This is a genomic window from Caproiciproducens sp., assembly GCF_053840905.1.
This window is the reverse complement of sequence record NZ_JBNLXQ010000005.1, coordinates 145,857-162,458: the sequence shown is the minus strand read 5'-3', so window position 1 is coordinate 162,458 and position 16,602 is coordinate 145,857. Positions and strand designations below refer to the sequence as shown.

Genomic DNA, 16,602 nt, shown 5'->3' with positions numbered 1-16,602 from the left:
TATTCACGGGACTCTTCCATAAATATAGGAAGAGAAAGCGGGTGATAAAATGAACGCAGCCGTCTATCTGCGGAAAAGCCGTGCGGAAGAGCTGAGCGACACGGTTGATGAAACATTAAAGCGGCACAGGGAGACCCTGCTGGAATTCGCTGCAAAAAGCGATCTGACCGTGGTAAAAATATATGAGGAAGTGGTTTCCGGGGAATCGCTGTACGCCCGCCCCCAAATGCTGCAGCTGCTGGCCGACGTGGGGCGCGGCCGATACGACGCCGTACTCTGCATGGATATCGACCGCCTGGGGCGCGGCGCCATGAGCGACCAGGGGGTCATTCTGGAGACACTCAAAAACGCGGACACAAAGATCATTACGCCGCGCAAGGTGTACGACCTGAATAACGAGATGGATGAGACCTACTCGGAATTTGAGACCTTTATGGCCCGGCAGGAGCTGAAGGCAATCAAGCGCCGGATGCAACGGGGCATTCAAAGGACCCTTGCGGAGGGGGGGTACATCGCCAACGCCCCTTACGGGTACGTGAAAACGACGGTCAACAAAAGGCCGACGCTTGCGGTTCTGGAAGAAGAGGCCCGGTTTGTACGGACGATGTTCGACCTGTACGTCCACAGGGGGATGGGCTGCCAGCAGATCGCCGACACAATAAACGCCATGGGCGCAAAACCGCACCGTTCCGAAAAGTTCGGCAGGTCTTCCGTCATGAAAATCCTGCACAACCCGACTTACACAGGCAAAATTGTCTGGAACCAGAAAACGCAGCTCCGGAAAGGCGCGAAAGGCGGCAGAAAACAGATCACCGTGAAAAATCCCCGTGATCAATGGACCGTTGTACAGGGAATCCATCCGCCCATCATTGACGGGGAGCTCTTTGAACAGGCGCAGAAAACAGCGGCGTGCCGGTCCCATCCTCCGGCAAATACGGGCCATGTGGAAAATCCGCTCGCCGGTCTTGTCTACTGCGCCCACTGCGGCTCCTTGATGCAGCGGCAGGCGGCCCGCCGCGGCGGAAGCTATCTGCTTTGCCAGAAGCCCGGCTGCATGGTGTCCTCCTCCCTTCCCCTGGTGGAAAACGCGGTGCTGGACACGCTGAAACACGGTATGGACCGTTTCATCATCACGCAGGAGGATTCCGCGATACGGCAGTCCGGCAGCGGGGAAATGCTCAGCGCCCTCGAATCGGAAATCAAAACCACCGACAGCCAGATGGAAAAGCTGCACGATTTTCTGGAGCAGGGAATTTACGACCCGGATACATTTCTGACACGTCAGACCTATTTAAAAGCAAAAAGGAGCAAGCTGGAGGAGATAAAACAAAAAGCCGTGACCCCGCGTCCCGGCAGCCGCGATATCACCGGTAACCGAATCGGTAACGTGCTGGAAGCTTATGATTCGGCCTCTTTGCAAAAAAGGAATCTACTCTTAAAAGCGATGGTAGACAGAATTGTCTATTGCAAGGAAAAGGGCGCCAGGCCCGCGCAGTTCACACTGGAGGTGTATCTGAAACCGTTTTATCCGTAGACCGATCCTTCCGGCTGTCTTTGGAGTATCCGGGCGCCGCTTTGCCCGAAAGGGGAAAGAGATTTCAGAAAATAAGTCCCGCACATTGACAAAGTGCCGTCAGAAATGGCATACTACAAGAAAAAGGAGGGGTTAATATTGGAATGGAAACAGGAAAAAAACCGGATTTTTGCCGAAAATGAGTCCGGCCGCATCGTCGCCGAGGTCACCTTCCCTGACATTGACGAACAAACGGTCAACATCGACCACACCTTCGTGGATGATTCCCTTCAAGGCCAGGGAATTGCCGGCAAGCTGATGGAAGCGGCAGCCGCTTTGCTGAGGCAGCAAAACCGGAAAGCGCGTCTTACCTGCTCCTACGCCGTGAAATGGTTTGATAACCATCCCGAATATTACGATATCTGCATAAACAAGCCGTAAATCTAACTGCTTCGACAGGAAACATTTGAATATCATTTTTCTCACAAATCAAAATAGTCTTATTTCTACAAAATAGCATCAAAATATTCATAAAAAAACAATCATATAGCTTGACATTTTGTTTATTTATCCTATTTTTTTTCATTCCTTAAAATTTCTAAAATTGCGACTTTTTTCGCTATTGCAATTTTGAAACATTTCCTCTAAAATTACAACATGTTGCGCAACGAATAAAAATAAAGGATGTTTTTGAAATGCAAAGAATAAGCGTAAATCTCAAGCTTCTGAAAGAAAAAATGATGGAAATCGAAAAAGACGGAATGGGTTTAATTGAGCTGCATATTGTCGCAAGCCAGATCGACGACAAATTGATTCACCCCGCCTTCCTGCATCTGGAAGGAATTTCCGAAACCGGCGAATACAAAGACTACGAAAGTATTGACGAATGCCCGGTTAAACAGTACCTGTTGAAAAATATGCCCGCATAAGCGCGTCTCTCTGTAACGATACATAGCACCTGCCGGGTATTCTGGAATGGATGATATCATTACGAATGAATAACAAATATAATAAAAAATGCCAAACCTGCTTTCGCACTCGAACCTGACCACCAGAGTGTACTGATAGCCCGTATACTCTTCTGATAAAGATTGCCTTGAAGATTTAAGGGTTTATTTCCCACCGGATAAGCACGACCTGATTGAGCATGCGACAAACGTCAGGCTTAGAAGCGCTGATGTCATTACCGTGTTCCTCGATCTGGAGTCGGTACCATTTAACAAGGGTTTTTATTCGGTGGATATGACCTTTTTCTTCGATGTATGCGTAGACGTATTCTGTCCGTTGGCCACAAACCCCTGCATTGTAAACGGTGTATCCATATTCAACAAGAGGGTAATTTTGTATGGCAGCGAGGGCAACGTAAAAATGTTCAGTTCCGATTGCACGCAGGACGACATCGACAGCCCATCTTCTGTGTGCGGCAACGTGCTCCCCAAAGCGACCTGTCAGATTGCGGAGCCGATCTGCCTGTCCGCCAGAATCTGCGACTGCCAGTCGCATTGCAAGGAAAGCTGCTGCCGGATTCCCGACTCTATCTGCAGACATTTCGGGGGGCAGCTCGACTTCGCTTCCGATCGTACTGTTTATGTTACACTCGGCATTTTTACAATCGTCCAAATTGTCAGGAATGTACAAATGCTGATCCCTGCGTATGACTTCTGCATCCCGGAAAAAGAATGTGTCACTACATCAGACAATCCATGCGATATGTTCCGCCGCATTGAGTTTCCGACCGACGAGTTTTTCCCGCCCAAGGTCACTGAATGCAGCTGCAACGACCGTTCCCACAAAGCATAAAGTCAGACAGCATTCTGTCGAGTACAGATAAAGCCCGCCTGTTTTTTCAGGCGGGCTTTGAATTTATATCGCTTTGATCAGGCTTTTTGCAGGCGGGCAAAATTGGCCATCAGTTTTTTTGTTCCGGCTTGTTCAAAAGCAATCTCCAGAAGGGTGTCGTTGCCCATAGGAGAAGCGGAAAGGATCATCCCCGTCCCAAACGTTTTGTGGACCACGCTGTCCCCCACTTTGAGCCGGACCTTCGGCGGCTCGCTGTGGATCAGGTTCGACGGGCCGAAGCTGCGCGCCGATTCGGTCGTAACCGCCCGCGCCTCAAAAGCGGAGGTGGGAAGAGCCATTCCCGGGGCCGGCTTTTTCCATTCCCTGGTGCGGCTGCGGACAACCAGCTCTTCGGGAATTTCCTCAACAAAGCGGGAGGGCTTGTTGCGGGAGGTGCTGCCGAAAATCATGCGGCTTTCCGCGTTGACAACATACAGCTCCTCTTTTGCCCTGGTAATTGCGACATAGGCCAGGCGGCGCTCCTCCTCGATTTCCAGAGGATTGTAGATCGCCTGCATCCCCGGAAAAATCCCCTCCTCAAATCCGGGCAGGAACACGACCGGAAATTCCAGGCCCTTTGCCGAGTGAATGGTCATCATGACCACGCTGTCGGAATTCGCGTCGAAGTTATCGATGTCGGTCAGCAGGGAAACTTCCTCGAGGAAGCCGGAAAGGGTCGCCTCTTCGCCGTTATCCTCCTCGTACTTGATCAGGTTGGACGCAAGTTCGTTGATATTGTCGATCCGGTCCTGCACGTCGTCGTTTTCGGACGCCTTCAGGCTGCCGATATAATCCGTTTTGTCAAGAATCAAATGGTAAAGCTCATTCAGGCTCGTATTTTCATCGTTCGCGGCGTCGATCAGCTGCTGCATGGTCGCGGCAAACTGCAAAAGCTTGGGCGCGGTTCGCTTCAGGGGCTCGTACTGATCCGCGTTTTTAATCACGTCGAACACGCTTTCCCCCAGTGTGGCGGCGATTTCTGTAGCCTGCGCAATCGTCTTGTCCCCAATGGAGCGCTTCGGCTGGTTGATGATCCTGCGAAGCCGGATCTCGTCGTAAGGGTTGTTGACGACGCTCAAATACGCAATCATGTCCCTGATTTCCTTGCGCTCATAGAAGCGCAGGCCGCCGATGATGCGGTAGGGGATGCCGGATTTTACAAAGATTTTTTCAAGGATATTCGACTGGGAATTCATACGGTACAAAATCGCGTGGTCGGAAAATTTCCGGCCGGCCGCCACGCCTTCCAGTACCTTCTTCGCGATAAAATCCGCTTCGTCCTGTTCGCTGAAAGCGGTGTGCACGCCGAGCTTTTCCCCCGCCGGATTGTCCGTCCAGAGCGTTTTTCCCTTGCGCTCCTTATTGTTTTCAATGACCGCGTTGGCCGCGTTCAGAATATTTTTGGTGGAACGGTAATTCTGCTCCAGGCGGATCACCTTCGCGTTTGGAAAGCTCTTTTCAAAGCTCAGGATATTCTCGATGGTCGCGCCGCGGAATTTGTAGATGCTTTGATCGTCGTCGCCCACAACGCAGAGGTTTGCGCTCTTCCGGGCAAGCAGCTTTACCAGCAGGTACTGCGCGTGGTTGGTGTCCTGGTACTCGTCCACCATAACGTATCTGAATTTGTTCTGATAATACTCCAGCACGTCCGGGTTCTGCTGAAGCAGATACACCGCGTTGCAGATCAAATCGTCGAAATCCATGGCGTCCGCTTCCTTCAGCTTTGCCTGATAAAGCTTGTACGCCTGCCCGATCATCCCCAGCCTGCTGTCGCTGCCGGCCTGCCGCAGGTATTCCTCCGGCAGGATCAGGCTGTCCTTCGCGTGGGAAATCGCCGAAAGAACGGACTTATAAGAGAGGAGCTTATCGTCAATGCCGAGGGTTTTCTGACATTCCTTCATCATCCGGCGGGAATCGTCCGTGTCGTAGATCGTGAAATGATTGGAATAGCCGAGCTTCTGCCCGTCGTGCCTCAGCATGCGCGCGCAGGTGGAATGGAATGTGGAAGCCCAGATATCGTTTCCCTCTTCCCCAAGCATGGCGATCAGCCTGTTTTTCAGCTCCCCGGCAGCCTTATTGGTAAAGGTAATGGCAAGGATCTGCCACGGGCGGCAGGGCTCCACCGCAAGACGGCTTTTCACCCGCGGCGTCAGCGGCTCGTCCGCGCTCAGATACCTTCTGGCTGCTTTCAGGTCTTCCTCCGTCAGATCGCCGGAAATGGTTTTGCTTATGTAGGCGTTTCCGTAACGGATGATATTGGCGATACGGTTCACCAGCACGGTGGTTTTCCCGCTTCCGGCGCCGGCAAGGATCAGCAGGGGGCCGTTTACACAGAAAACCGCTTCCCTCTGCCTGTCGTTCATTCTGAAAAATTCCTTATCCAGAACATCTTTCCTGATCTCTATCACTTGATCCGTTGTAGTATTGTTCATGAATTCACCGCCAGAACTTGATAATTTGGGCGGAAGCCCGCCCATAAGTTTCCTGTTGCATAACTTTTATTATACAATATTTCAAATACAATAGCAAACAGAAATGGGAAACATACAAATACCCGCACCAAACCAAGTGCGGGTATTTCATAAAAAAATATGTTGTTTCGTTATTTAATAATGCCATATTATCCAAGGATGCTGATCAGCACACCGGCTGCAACCGCAGAACCGATGACGCCGGCCACATTCGGACCCATTGCATGCATCAGCAGGAAATTGCCGGGATTTTCTTCCTGGCCAACCTTCTGCGCCACGCGGGCCGCCATAGGAACGGCGGATACCCCGGCCGACCCGATAAGCGGGTTGACTTTTCCGTGTGTCGCCCAGCACATAAGCTTACCGAACAGCACACCGCCGGCAGTGCCAAAGCTGAACGCCAGCAGCCCGAGAACAATAATCTCAATCGTCTGCAGGGACAGAAAAACCGTTCCTGTCGCCGTTGCACCGACGGTAACACCGAGAAAAATCGTAATGATATTCATCAATTCATTTTGAGCCGTATTGGAAATGCGTCCCACCACTCCGCTTTCACGGAACAGATTGCCGAGCATCAGCATTCCCACCAGAGGGCAGGCGTCCGGAAGCAGCAGGGAAACGATCACCGTTACAATAATCGGGAATAAAATCTTTTCCAGCTTGGAAACCGGACGAAGCTGCTCCATAACGATACTGCGCTCTTTCTTTGTTGTCAGCGCTTTCATAATGGGCGGCTGAATAATGGGGACCAGCGCCATGTAGGAATACGCCGCGACCGCAATCGGACCCAGAAGCTCCGGAGCAAGCTTTGAAGTAACAAAAATGGCCGTCGGGCCGTCCGCCCCGCCGATAATTCCGATAGAACCCGCCTGTTTTCCCGAAAAACCAAGAAAAATCGCGCCGATGAAGGTAGTAAAAATCCCGAGCTGGGCAGCCGCGCCCAATAAAAAGCTTTTCGGGTTGGAAATCAGCGGGCCAAAATCGGTCATCGCACCAATGCCGAGAAAAATCAGAGGAGGATAAATACCGAGCTTAACGCCCTGGTACAGATAGTAGAACAGTCCGCCGACCTGTGTGACCTGATAGTATTGCTGGCCATTTAAAACCACAATCGGGTAATTTCCCACCGCGCCGCCGTGGGCAGCCATATAATCGGAAACAAGCTGCATGGTCGTCTGCGGTGGAACCATAATGGCGGGAAAAAGATTGACAAGCAGCATACCAAACGCAATCGGCAAAAGGAGCAAGGGTTCGAACTGCTTTTTGATGGCGAGATAGATCAAAACGCAGGCAATCCCTATCATAACGTAGTTGCGCCAGTCGTTTACGGAAAATCCGGACGCTTGGAAAATTCCCTGGATGGATCGCAAAAATTCATTCAGTATCATCAATACCGGATCAGTCCCTTCTGTTTTTCAATTTTAAAAAGGGCGCGTACTCTCCAATAATCCCGCCATTCCCCATGCGGAGCGGCTGGGCTGCGAAGAGCGGCGGATACCGGTCACCCTCCCGGCGGACGTGCCGTATAAAGCGTAAACAGCTGCGGAAATGACCGCTACCGTTTCTTCGGGAATACCGCCCTGAACAGACAATGACTGGAGGGGGGCAGCAGCAAGCGGCTCAGAAATTTCCTTTTTGCCGTCTGAATTGGTTTGCAGTCCGTTGAGTACCCTGCCATAGCCTTTAATAACATAAGTCAGAAAGATCAGCACAATAAAAACGATGACCAGGCCAGTCAGCAAAACAATGACAGAAAGTTGTATTTTTTGGTCAAGACTCATAATTTTATTCCCTCGTTTCTGAAAAATAGAATGATATCATAATAAAGGAAAAATACAATGATTTTATTTAATTATAAACGAAGAAGGTATTTATTTCAATTATATTTTACTACTTTTTGATTTTTATTGCATAAATGTGACGTGCGAATTATAATAAATTAGAAAGCAATATCGGAAGGGAGGGTGGATTTTCTGATGACAAATGATGAATTCAGGCGTTCTTTCCGGGTGCCCTTTCACAACAGCCTGGGGCTGGCCGTTTACAGCTGCGGTGTCCAGCGCTGCGGCGCGTGCCATTCCTGGGGGCCAGCCGTACGCGACCATTACCTGATTCACTATATTTTGTCGGGACGCGGCGCTTTTACCAGCGGCGGACAGGAATACCATCTCTCGGCGGGGGACGGCTTCCTGGTGGAACCGTCCCATGTCGTCCATTACGCTGCGGACCGGGAAGATCCGTGGGAATACTGCTGGGTCGGCTTCAACGGAAGCGACGCAAAAAGACTGATGAGCCAGACAGGTCTTCTGGACCGCAGCCCTGTTTTTCACTACGAGGAAGACCGGCTTTTTGAGGAGCTTTTGTTGAAAATCTGCAATACCTCCGGTTCCAGCCCCAGCGACGAGGCGAGAATGGAATCCGGTCTTCTGCTGTTTCTGGCCGCGCTGATGGACAAATTCGGGGTCCCTTCCACACAGCAGGCAAACGGATACGAATACGTGCAGAAGGCGATCAAGTTTATCGAATACAACTATTCCAGCGATATCGGCATCACCGATATCGCCTCCAGCGTGGGGATCAGCCGCAGTCACCTGTACCGGCTGTTTATGCAGCATATTTCCCTTTCGCCGAACGAGTATCTGATGCGCTACCGCATCAGCAAGGCTTCCGAGCTTCTGGAATCCGGAAATCTGTCGGTCGGCGAGGTCGCATATTCGGCGGGCTTTTCCGATCAGCTGTATTTTTCCCGCGTATTCAAAAAATGTATGGGTACGCCGCCAAGCCGTTTTACCTGCTATGAGCGCGCGGCAAAAACGAAGGAGGACTCAAAATGAGCGAAGCAGCCGAACAAATCGCAAAATGGGCGGAGGAAATTGAAGAATACAGCTCGGTGGACTGGGAAAGGCTGCCGGAAATTTATTTATATATGGACCAGGTGCTGACCTATATGAACAAACAGCTCTGCCTTTTTGAGCGCAATGAAAGCACCGGCCTTCTGACGTCGAGCATGATCAACAACTACGTAAAGGACGGGGTTCTTCCCCGGCCCGAGCAAAAAAAATATTCCCGCGAGCATCTGGCGATGCTGATGGTCATCTGTATGCTCAAGCAGGTCTTATCCATCCAGGACATTTCGTCCCTGCTGAAAACCCTTTTGGAGGACGCTTCCAAGGACGAGATGTACAGGCGTTTCTGCGAAGCGCACTCCGTCGCGCTGAAGGAGGTAGGCGAACGCGTCCGCTCCACCGCGGGAGAAGGCGACGCCGAGCTGACCCGGCTGGCGATCGAGCTGTCCATCGAGGCCGCCGCGCGCCGTACGGCTGCGGAAAGGATCCTGAGCGAGCTGGCTGCCGAACAGGAACGAAAAGCGAAAGAGGAAAAAGGCAAAGGCGAAAAAAAAGAAAAATAAGGCAAACCGCGCAAAACCGGAAATCCAACCGTCCCGCCGTCATCCGGGGCGGTTTTTTTATTCCCCTCCCCACATAAACGATGCGGAACTGTAAACCATAATGACGGATGAGCATAATATAAAACAAAAGAAAGCGGGGGATGGCTATGTGTGGAATTGCGGGATTCTGCGACTATAACGACGATCTGAGCGAGGAAGCGCTGTTCTGGCGCGCGCTGGCAAAAAGGATGGGAGCAAAGCTCAAGCACCGCGGCCCGGACGACAGCGGCGTCCATGTCTCGGCCCACGCCGCGCTGGCCCACACAAGGCTTGCGGTTGTGGATATTGAGGGCGGAAAACAGCCGATGACCGCTGTGGCGGACGGATTCCGCTACACCGTCGTGTACAACGGGGAGCTGTACAACACGGCGGAGCTGCGGTCGGAGCTGAAAGCGCTCGGCTATGCGTTTGAAACCAAAAGCGATACCGAGGTCCTTCTGAAATGCTACATCGAATTCGGATTTGCCTGCGCGGAAAAGCTGAACGGCATCTTCGCCTTTGCGGTAGACGACGAAAGGCGCGGCTGCTGCTGTTTGTGCCGTGACCGTTTCGGCGTAAAGCCGCTGTTTTATTCCATGAAAAACGGGCGGCTCGTGTTCGCCTCGGAAATCAAAGCGCTGTTTGAATATCCGGGAATCAACCCTGTGATCGACCGGCAGGGGCTGTGCGAAATATTCGGAATCGGACCGGCCCGAACCGCCGGAGTCGGCGTATTCAAAAACATACTGGAAATCAAGCCCGGCTGTATCGCTGTGTTTGACCGTCAGGGTTTTGAAACATATCCCTATTTCAAGCTGAAGAGCTACGAGCATCCCGACAGCTACGAGGACAGCGTAAAGCGGGTACGGTACCTTGTGGAGGACGCCGTTACCAGACAGCTTGTTTCCGATGTGCCGCTCTGCACCTTTCTTTCCGGCGGTCTCGATTCCAGCATCATCACCGCGCTGGCGGCAAGGAATTACCGGGCGGCGGGCAAAACGCTTTCCACCTATTCCTTCGATTTTACCGGGAACGACAAGTACTTTCAGCCCACGGCGTTCCAGCCGGACGCCGACAGGCCATGGGTCGCCAAAATGGCGGAGCTGTTTCAGACCGATCACCATTATCTGGAATGCGGCAACGTAACGCTGGCCGACAAGCTTTACGACGCCGTTGAGGCGAAGGATTTGCCGGGCATGGCGGACGTCGACTCCTCCCTGCTGTATTTCTGCAGCCTGATCAGGAAAAATCATGTGGTGGGCGTCAGCGGAGAATGCGCGGACGAAATCTTCGGCGGTTACCCGTGGTTCCATAAGAAAGAGGCGTTTGAAGGCCGCTGCTTCCCGTGGTCGCCCGACCTGTCCGTCCGGACCGGGCTGCTGATTCCCGAAATCGCCGACGCGCTGCACATCGGGGAGTATGTGAATATGCGGTATGAAGAATCCGTTGCCGCCGTCCCCGTGCTGGAGGGCGAAAGCGCGCAGGAAAAGCGGCGCAGGGAAATTTCGTTTCTGAACATCAACTGGTTTATGTCCACCCTGCTTGACCGCAAGGACCGGTCGAGCATGGCAAGCGGGCTTGAGGTGCGTGTGCCGTACGCCGACCACCGGATCGTGCAGTATGTGTTCAACACCCCCTGGGAGTACAAATGTCACAGCGGCGTGGTAAAAGGCCTGCTGCGCGACGCGGCGCGGGAATGGCTGCCGGAAGACATTCTGATGCGCAAAAAGAGCCCCTATCCCAAAACGCATAATCCGGCCTACGAAACGCTTGTGAAGCAAAGGCTGGCGGAAATCCTGTCGGACGGGGAAGAACCGCTCCACAAGCTCGTCAGCAAAACCGCCGCCGCGGAGCTGCTCAGCGAAAAATCGGATTACGGCAAGCCGTGGTTCGGCCAGCTGATGGCGGGCCCCCAGATGACGGCCTATCTGCTTCAGATCAACTACTGGCTGAAGAAATACGATATCGCGATTGAACTGTAATTCCCCGTCCCGATGAAAGTATCTCCCGGTTGCAATTTGGAAGCTCCTGTTATACAATAAAACAAATTTCAGGTCAGAAAAACAGATCCTATCAAAATTGCAAGGGAGTATCCATATGACTTTTTCCAAGCGAATCCTTGTTCTTCTTCCCGCCGAAGCGCGGCATAAAGCGCTGCTCGAACAGTCCGCCCCGGACTGCCGGTTTACGTACAGCTCCTACAGAAGCGTCACCGGAGAGCAGGTGCAGGACGCCCAGATCATCATCGGCAACCCGCCGGCGGAGTACCTGAAGGATTCCCCGAATCTGGAGTGGCTGCACTGCAGCAGCGCCGGAGTGGACCCCTACCTGAAGGAAGGCGCCCTTCCCAAAGGCACGGCGCTGACGAATTCGACGGGGGCGTACGGCCTTGCGGTTTCCGAACATATGCTTGCCATGCTTCTGGAGATCCTCAAACGCCTTCACACTTACCGCGACGCCCAGAAACTGCATGTCTGGAAAGGTCAGGGAAAGGTGAAGTCCGTTTATGGTTCCACCGTACTGGTGCTCGGTATGGGGGATATCGGCGGCGAATTTGCCCAAAAGGTAAAAGCGCTGGGCGCGTACGTCATCGGTCTGCGCCGCACCGTCGGAGAGAAGCCGGAGTACGCCGACGAAATGCATTTGACCGCGGAGCTGGACAGTCTTTTGCCCCGCGCGGACATTGTCGCCCTCTGCCTGCCCGCCACAAAGGAAACCGATCACCTGTTTTCGCGCGAGCGCCTCGCCCTGCTCAAGGAAGGCGCGATTCTGCTGAACGTCGGACGCGGCACGCTCATCGATACCGAAGCGCTCTGCGACGCGCTGGAAAGCGGGTGCCTCTTCGGAGCCGGTCTTGACGTGACGGACCCGGAGCCTTTGCCGGAAGGCCACCGGCTCTGGGATATCCCCGGCGCCGTGGTCACGCCCCATATATCGGGGTTTTACCATTTGCAGGAAACCCTTGAGCGCGTGGTGCGCATTGCCGCGGAAAACCTGAAGCATTACGCAAACGGCGAGCCGCTCGACAACACCGTCGACTTTGCCACCGGTTATCGGGTGAAAAAAGAATAAATTCCAAAGGTTCTCCCAAAGATAAAAGCGCTGCAGCCCCGAAAAAATGTGGGGCCGCAGCGCTTTCCCGTTCCGCTGAAATATTCTGTTTTTTCATTCCCTCAGGGTATAAAATGATAAAAACATCGCAAGCTATAATGAAAAATTCATACAGAAAGGAATGTTCCATATGGCACAGCTAAATCAAATGGAATTGCAGAACTTGCGGCATATGTTGGGAGCACACGACACCGCCTGTGAAAAAATGCAGACCTATGCTCAGCAGGCAACGGACCCCCAGGTAAAATCTTTCTTTGAAAAGGCCGCTCAGGACGCAAAGAGCACCAAACAACAGCTTATGACTTTTTTACAGTAGGAGGTGTAAACGATGCAGGAAAAAACAATGGTGAACGACGCTCTGTCCATGGAGAAAAGCGATCTGACTTTTTACGCTAACGCGATTTCCGAATGCGCGAACCAGAATCTGAGGTCAACGCTCCAGCAAATCCGCAACAAGTGCGAAACTTCGCAGTACGAGCTGTACAAGCTTGCCGAGACAAAGGGCTTTTACAAACCGGCCGCACAGGCGAACGAACAGGAAATTCAGCAGATCAAAACGCAGCTGCAGGGCTGATCTTCCAGAGATGCCCGGCAATTTCAGAGCATTTCTATCAGTTCAGAAGCCCCTGAAGAAACGGATTCTTCCGTTCGCTCAGGAGCTTCTTTCTTCTTACATTGCTTTTATGTCCATCCCTGGCCGGACATAGGAAGGGCTAAAATCCTATATTTCGTTGACTTTCATGATCGTTGAAATGGTGTTTTTCTGGATGTTGTCTGTCCCGTCGATCACAGAAATAATGCGGGCGCACTGCGTCAGCTGATCGATTTTTGAAGTCACGAGAAACGCGCGGGCGCCGAAAATCTCACTGGCTCTCGACGTCACCTCTATGGCCAACCTGCTTGCGGATAATTTGGACATATTGCTGACCATGGCAAAATCCTCTTCCTTGTCAATGAGCCAGCAGGCCTTACGCACCAATAACTGGTTCATTTCGATCATAACGGCCATTTCAACAAGGGAATGGGCAATAACCTGGTTTGAGATAATGGTCTTGCCGTTCAAAACGCGCTTTCTGGCATAGTCGTCGGCCAGGTCAAAAGCCGCCCTGGCAATCCCCACGGCTACGGCACTTGTCAGCGCGCGTCCCATATCCATAGTCTGGCTCAGCAGCAGGTAGCCGCTGTAGTCTTTATCCTCGATTACGTTGGATTTGCTGATTTTCACGTGGTCAAAAAGGATCTCCATCGGGTCGAAAAGCAGAGGCGCAGCAACCTTGCAAACTTTTCCCAGCCGGAAATGCGGCAGGAAGTTCGGGATCATGAAGCAGCGTAAAGACGCCTTTTTTTTAGAAAAGCTGCTGCTGGAAAACACCGTTAAATATTTTGCCGTACCGGCATTGAGCACGTATTCCTTCTGTCCGGTAAGGATGTAATGATCGTCTTTCTCCTCGGCAAGCGACTGAAAGGAGGAAACATCCGAACCGCTGGCACGTTCCGTGCTGGCAAACGCGCCGAGGCAGGCCTCCTTCCCCGTAAAGGCCGGCAGGATATTCTGTTTCTGTTCCTTCGTTCCGGAAAGTAAAATCGGCTGCACCGCATGAACATTGTTGGATACTACAAACGCCAGGCCGGGGCAAACCGTTGCGATTTCTTCCACGACAAGCGATACGGACATGTAATCCATTCCAAGTCCGCCATATTCCTTTGGGACGACGGGACAAAGCAAATTGTGCTCCCGCAGGATGTCAAGCAGATATTGGCTGAAGCCGTTCTTTTCGGTAAACCTGTGTTCTCTGAGATAGGGGACGATTTTTTCCGCATTTAAGGTGCGGATCAATTGAATCAAAGTGGTCTGGCCCTCGCTCAATTCAAAATTCATCATACGCTCCCCCTTTACTACGTTTCCATATGAGATATTTGATGAAGCTGTCCAGTTCGTTCAATTCACAGTTGTCCAAAGTGTAAAGCTTTTGGATGATCTCCAATATTTGATTCCCATTGGAAGAGGCCTGGGCGGATGAGTTTTCGCTCTTGTCTTCCCCTTCCATTAACGCACTGATGGGCGTATCGAAAATGTCGGACAGCTTCTCCAGATGATCGAGGTAGATGTGCCTTTTCCCTTTTTCATAGTTCGATATTGCAGACTGCGAACAGCCAACCAGATTTGCCAGCTGCTCCTGGCTCAGTTTTTTTTCTTCGCGAAGCGCCTGAATTTTATGTCCGAGAACGTCTAAGTTCATTTTTTCAACTTTCTCCCGATTTTATGGCAATAAAATATAGATTAACGGCGGTCTGACGCGACTCGTTTGATCGCACCGGACGGGCAGCTTTCACTGCACTCGCCGCAATCGTTGCAGAGATTCGGATCAATACGAAACGCTCCATACGAATTGACCGCCTCTACGGGACAAACATCCGCGCATAAACCGCAGAACGAGCAGAGCTTGGGATCGATCACATACAATGTTATTACCTCCTGTCTCTGCGCAATGCTTAATAAGGAATCGTTTTTACAGAGTTTTTAAGCATTGCAGATCACGCAGCATTTTGAAATTTATCTTTCCTATAATCTATCACATATGTAATTCCATGTCAAGGATATCCTAATAAGCTATAGTATTACGGAAGCAATGTCCGATTTTTTGATTGCAAACCGGTTAAAAATATTGTAGATTTAAAATATTGCCTAAATTATATTTATATTTTTTAAAGAATTAATTAATTATCTCTAAAAATTTACGCTGAAATGTATTGACTTATTATTACAAACGTGGTAAGTTTATTACAGAGTTGAAAGGTCGATATGACAGCACAGCAGAAATCCCTTGGTGTAAAGCGACTCGAACAGGATAGTTTCCTCTTGAGCAGGCTTTCCCCGTTATTTACGCCAAGTGAATATTACACGGTCAACGACGAATGTCATATCACATTTCAATCGGACAATAAAAATTTTGTGATTGGAGTGGGTCAGATGTATGAGTTTTTAATGACACCGGAACAAATCGAGCATAGGGACAACGCTCGGGAGTTTGCCAAGTCCATCGACCGCCAGTATCTGCTGGATATGGACGCGGACAAGATCAAGTATCCTAAAGAATTCATCAAGGAAGCGGCGCGCAGGGGTCTTGTCGGAATTCGCGTTCCTAAAAAATACGGCGGCCGCGGAATGCACTGGGCGGACGAAGTGATTTCACTTGAGGAAATCGCGGTCAACGGCTACATCATGTCCTGTACATACGGAGTCACCGGCTGCCTCGTTCCGGAAGCCATCATGTTTTCCGGCACGGAAGAACAAAAGATGAAATATCTGCCCGGCATCTGCAAGGCAGAGATTTTTGCCGCGGAATGCCTTACTGAACCGCGCGGCGGTTCCGACTTCTTCGGCGCGACGACGACGGCCGTGCAGGATGGCGATGATTTTATTCTCAACGGGCAGAAGAGGTTTATTGTCGGCGGCGAAGGCGCGGATATTTTCCTTGTTTACGCCAAGACGAATCCCGAGGGAGGCCCCCAGAACTCGATGACATGCTTTATCGTCGAGCGCGATATGGGCGTCAAGACGGAATACCAGTACGGCCTGATGGGCTGCCGCGGCGGCGGAACCGCGCGCCTTGTTTTCGATAATGTCCGTGTTCCGAAGGAAAACGTCCTCGGCGGGGTAAACAACGCTTATCCGACCTTCTATCAGATGATGATCCCCGAGCGTTTCGGTACGGCTGCCATGACCATCGGCGCGGCCCGTCCGGCTCTGGAAATCGCTACCGACTACACAATGAAGCGCAAGGCGTTTGGCAAAACCATCAACCGTTTTCAGGGCGTAAGCTTTAAAATCGCGGAAGCCGCGATAAAGCTCGACGCCTGCCGCTCCGTAATTTACACGACGGCCCAGGCGGTAGACAGCGGCAAATGTGAACCCGAATATGTACGCCGTCTCTGCTCGCAGAGCAAAAAATTTGTCACCGAAAGCTGCTGGGACGTTGCCAATCTTTCCATGCAGTGCATGGGCGGTATCGGCTATACGGACGTTTATCCGATCGAGAAGATCGTGCGTGACCTGCGTCTTGCCACGATCTGGACCGGCACGAGTGAAATCATGCTGAACATCGTTCAACATGAATGGTATACGGAGCGCAGAGAAGAGCTCAAAAACCTCAGCAAGCGGAACAGCGAATGCGACTGCATCAACGCGTTTGCCGATGGTGAAAAAATCTACGAATAAGCGTCGTCCCCCCTATACTTTT

The 16,602-nt window shown here is 51.6% G+C and carries 17 protein-coding genes; 11 read left to right on the top strand and 6 right to left on the bottom strand.

Annotated elements, in window-relative coordinates; all coding sequences use genetic code 11:
• The first annotated feature begins 49 nt into the window (after positions 1 to 49).
• The 4 genes from ACQGQ5_RS06825 to ACQGQ5_RS06810 all read left to right on the top strand — a co-directional run bounded on the left by ACQGQ5_RS06825 (position 50) and on the right by ACQGQ5_RS06810 (position 3,313).
• On the top strand, positions 50 to 1,534 hold the full coding sequence (locus tag ACQGQ5_RS06825) for a recombinase family protein (RefSeq protein ID WP_455735806.1): 1,485 nt from the start codon (positions 50 to 52) through the stop codon (positions 1,532 to 1,534).
• Positions 1,535 to 1,639: 105 nt separating this feature from the next.
• Positions 1,640 to 1,954, top strand: a complete 315-nt coding sequence (locus ACQGQ5_RS06820) for a GNAT family N-acetyltransferase (RefSeq protein WP_455735805.1) — start codon at positions 1,640 to 1,642, stop codon at positions 1,952 to 1,954.
• Between the two features lie 254 nt (positions 1,955 to 2,208).
• Positions 2,209 to 2,442, top strand: a complete 234-nt coding sequence (locus tag ACQGQ5_RS06815) for a hypothetical protein (protein WP_455735804.1) — start codon at positions 2,209 to 2,211, stop codon at positions 2,440 to 2,442.
• A gap of 412 nt (positions 2,443 to 2,854) precedes the next feature.
• Positions 2,855 to 3,313, top strand: a complete 459-nt coding sequence (locus tag ACQGQ5_RS06810) for a hypothetical protein (protein ID WP_455735803.1) — start codon at positions 2,855 to 2,857, stop codon at positions 3,311 to 3,313.
• 77 nt (positions 3,314 to 3,390) lie between these two features.
• On the opposite strand, the gene ACQGQ5_RS06805 is transcribed toward ACQGQ5_RS06810, so the two are convergent.
• From ACQGQ5_RS06805 to ACQGQ5_RS06795, 3 genes are all read right to left on the bottom strand, one after another.
• The gene (locus ACQGQ5_RS06805) at positions 3,391 to 5,784 is read right to left on the bottom strand and encodes an ATP-dependent helicase (RefSeq protein ID WP_455735802.1); all 2,394 of its coding nucleotides are present in this window, start codon (positions 5,782 to 5,784) and stop codon (positions 3,391 to 3,393) included.
• A 188-nt stretch (positions 5,785 to 5,972) separates the two neighbouring features.
• Positions 5,973 to 7,214 carry a sodium ion-translocating decarboxylase subunit beta gene (locus tag ACQGQ5_RS06800; RefSeq protein ID WP_442867974.1) on the bottom strand — a complete coding sequence of 414 codons (1,242 nt, stop codon included), beginning with the start codon at positions 7,212 to 7,214 and terminating at the stop codon, positions 5,973 to 5,975.
• A gap of 30 nt (positions 7,215 to 7,244) precedes the next feature.
• Entirely contained in the window at positions 7,245 to 7,604 is a 360-nt protein-coding gene (locus ACQGQ5_RS06795; RefSeq protein WP_455735801.1) for an OadG family protein, read from the bottom strand.
• 195 nt (positions 7,605 to 7,799) lie between these two features.
• Between ACQGQ5_RS06795 and ACQGQ5_RS06790 the strand changes: the two genes are divergently transcribed.
• From ACQGQ5_RS06790 to ACQGQ5_RS06765, 6 genes are all read left to right on the top strand, one after another.
• Positions 7,800 to 8,657, top strand: a complete 858-nt coding sequence (locus tag ACQGQ5_RS06790; protein ID WP_455735800.1) for an AraC family transcriptional regulator — start codon at positions 7,800 to 7,802, stop codon at positions 8,655 to 8,657.
• The gene (locus ACQGQ5_RS06785) at positions 8,654 to 9,232 is read left to right on the top strand and encodes a DUF1836 domain-containing protein (protein WP_455735799.1); all 579 of its coding nucleotides are present in this window, start codon (positions 8,654 to 8,656) and stop codon (positions 9,230 to 9,232) included. Before ACQGQ5_RS06790 ends, ACQGQ5_RS06785 begins: the two co-directional genes overlap by 4 nt.
• A gap of 146 nt (positions 9,233 to 9,378) precedes the next feature.
• Positions 9,379 to 11,232: an asparagine synthase (glutamine-hydrolyzing) gene (gene asnB / locus ACQGQ5_RS06780; protein WP_455735798.1), complete on the top strand. Its 1,854-nt coding sequence runs from the start codon at positions 9,379 to 9,381 to the stop codon at positions 11,230 to 11,232.
• Positions 11,233 to 11,347: 115 nt separating this feature from the next.
• Positions 11,348 to 12,322, top strand: a complete 975-nt coding sequence (locus ACQGQ5_RS06775; protein WP_455735797.1) for a D-2-hydroxyacid dehydrogenase — start codon at positions 11,348 to 11,350, stop codon at positions 12,320 to 12,322.
• A gap of 169 nt (positions 12,323 to 12,491) precedes the next feature.
• Positions 12,492 to 12,677: a hypothetical protein gene (locus ACQGQ5_RS06770; protein ID WP_275714061.1), complete on the top strand. Its 186-nt coding sequence runs from the start codon at positions 12,492 to 12,494 to the stop codon at positions 12,675 to 12,677.
• A gap of 12 nt (positions 12,678 to 12,689) precedes the next feature.
• On the top strand, positions 12,690 to 12,935 hold the full coding sequence (locus ACQGQ5_RS06765; protein ID WP_444659863.1) for a spore coat protein: 246 nt from the start codon (positions 12,690 to 12,692) through the stop codon (positions 12,933 to 12,935).
• A 147-nt stretch (positions 12,936 to 13,082) separates the two neighbouring features.
• Here ACQGQ5_RS06765 and ACQGQ5_RS06760 read toward each other — a convergent pair whose 3' ends face one another.
• From ACQGQ5_RS06760 to ACQGQ5_RS06750, 3 genes are read right to left on the bottom strand one after another with little or no spacing between them, the layout of a single operon-like run.
• A complete protein-coding gene (locus tag ACQGQ5_RS06760; RefSeq protein WP_455735796.1) occupies positions 13,083 to 14,243 on the bottom strand; it encodes an acyl-CoA dehydrogenase family protein in 1,161 nt (386 codons plus the stop codon).
• Positions 14,230 to 14,601, bottom strand: coding sequence for a helix-turn-helix domain-containing protein (locus tag ACQGQ5_RS06755; RefSeq protein ID WP_455735795.1), 372 nt, complete (start codon positions 14,599 to 14,601; stop codon positions 14,230 to 14,232). The genes ACQGQ5_RS06760 and ACQGQ5_RS06755 overlap by 14 nt, the downstream gene beginning before the upstream one ends.
• A 41-nt stretch (positions 14,602 to 14,642) precedes the next feature.
• Positions 14,643 to 14,819 (bottom strand): ATP-binding protein, encoded by a 177-nt coding sequence (locus ACQGQ5_RS06750; protein ID WP_455735875.1) that lies wholly within the window; start codon positions 14,817 to 14,819, stop codon positions 14,643 to 14,645.
• A 513-nt stretch (positions 14,820 to 15,332) separates the two neighbouring features.
• Here ACQGQ5_RS06750 and ACQGQ5_RS06745 point away from each other — a divergent pair.
• Positions 15,333 to 16,580 carry an acyl-CoA dehydrogenase family protein gene (locus tag ACQGQ5_RS06745; RefSeq protein WP_455735794.1) on the top strand — a complete coding sequence of 416 codons (1,248 nt, stop codon included), beginning with the start codon at positions 15,333 to 15,335 and terminating at the stop codon, positions 16,578 to 16,580.
• Positions 16,581 to 16,602 lie beyond the last annotated feature (22 nt).

Bases quoted from the DNA above. Each gene is read 5' to 3' on its own strand.
- ACQGQ5_RS06825 (WP_455735806.1), top strand. From the start codon at position 50: ATGAACGCAGCCGTCTATCTGCGGAAAAGCCGTGCGGAAGAGCTGAGC.
- ACQGQ5_RS06820 (WP_455735805.1), top strand. From the start codon at position 1,640: ATGGCATACTACAAGAAAAAGGAGGGGTTAATATTGGAATGGAAACAG.
- ACQGQ5_RS06815 (WP_455735804.1), top strand. From the start codon at position 2,209: ATGCAAAGAATAAGCGTAAATCTCAAGCTTCTGAAAGAAAAAATGATG.
- ACQGQ5_RS06805 (WP_455735802.1), bottom strand. From the start codon at position 5,784: ATGAACAATACTACAACGGATCAAGTGATAGAGATCAGGAAAGATGTT.
- ACQGQ5_RS06795 (WP_455735801.1), bottom strand. From the start codon at position 7,604: ATGAGTCTTGACCAAAAAATACAACTTTCTGTCATTGTTTTGCTGACT.
- ACQGQ5_RS06790 (WP_455735800.1), top strand. From the start codon at position 7,800: ATGACAAATGATGAATTCAGGCGTTCTTTCCGGGTGCCCTTTCACAAC.
- ACQGQ5_RS06785 (WP_455735799.1), top strand. From the start codon at position 8,654: ATGAGCGAAGCAGCCGAACAAATCGCAAAATGGGCGGAGGAAATTGAA.
- asnB (WP_455735798.1), top strand. From the start codon at position 9,379: ATGTGTGGAATTGCGGGATTCTGCGACTATAACGACGATCTGAGCGAG.
- ACQGQ5_RS06775 (WP_455735797.1), top strand. From the start codon at position 11,348: ATGACTTTTTCCAAGCGAATCCTTGTTCTTCTTCCCGCCGAAGCGCGG.
- ACQGQ5_RS06770 (WP_275714061.1), top strand. From the start codon at position 12,492: ATGGCACAGCTAAATCAAATGGAATTGCAGAACTTGCGGCATATGTTG.
- ACQGQ5_RS06765 (WP_444659863.1), top strand. From the start codon at position 12,690: ATGCAGGAAAAAACAATGGTGAACGACGCTCTGTCCATGGAGAAAAGC.
- ACQGQ5_RS06760 (WP_455735796.1), bottom strand. From the start codon at position 14,243: ATGATGAATTTTGAATTGAGCGAGGGCCAGACCACTTTGATTCAATTG.
- ACQGQ5_RS06755 (WP_455735795.1), bottom strand. From the start codon at position 14,601: ATGAACTTAGACGTTCTCGGACATAAAATTCAGGCGCTTCGCGAAGAA.
- ACQGQ5_RS06745 (WP_455735794.1), top strand. From the start codon at position 15,333: ATGTATGAGTTTTTAATGACACCGGAACAAATCGAGCATAGGGACAAC.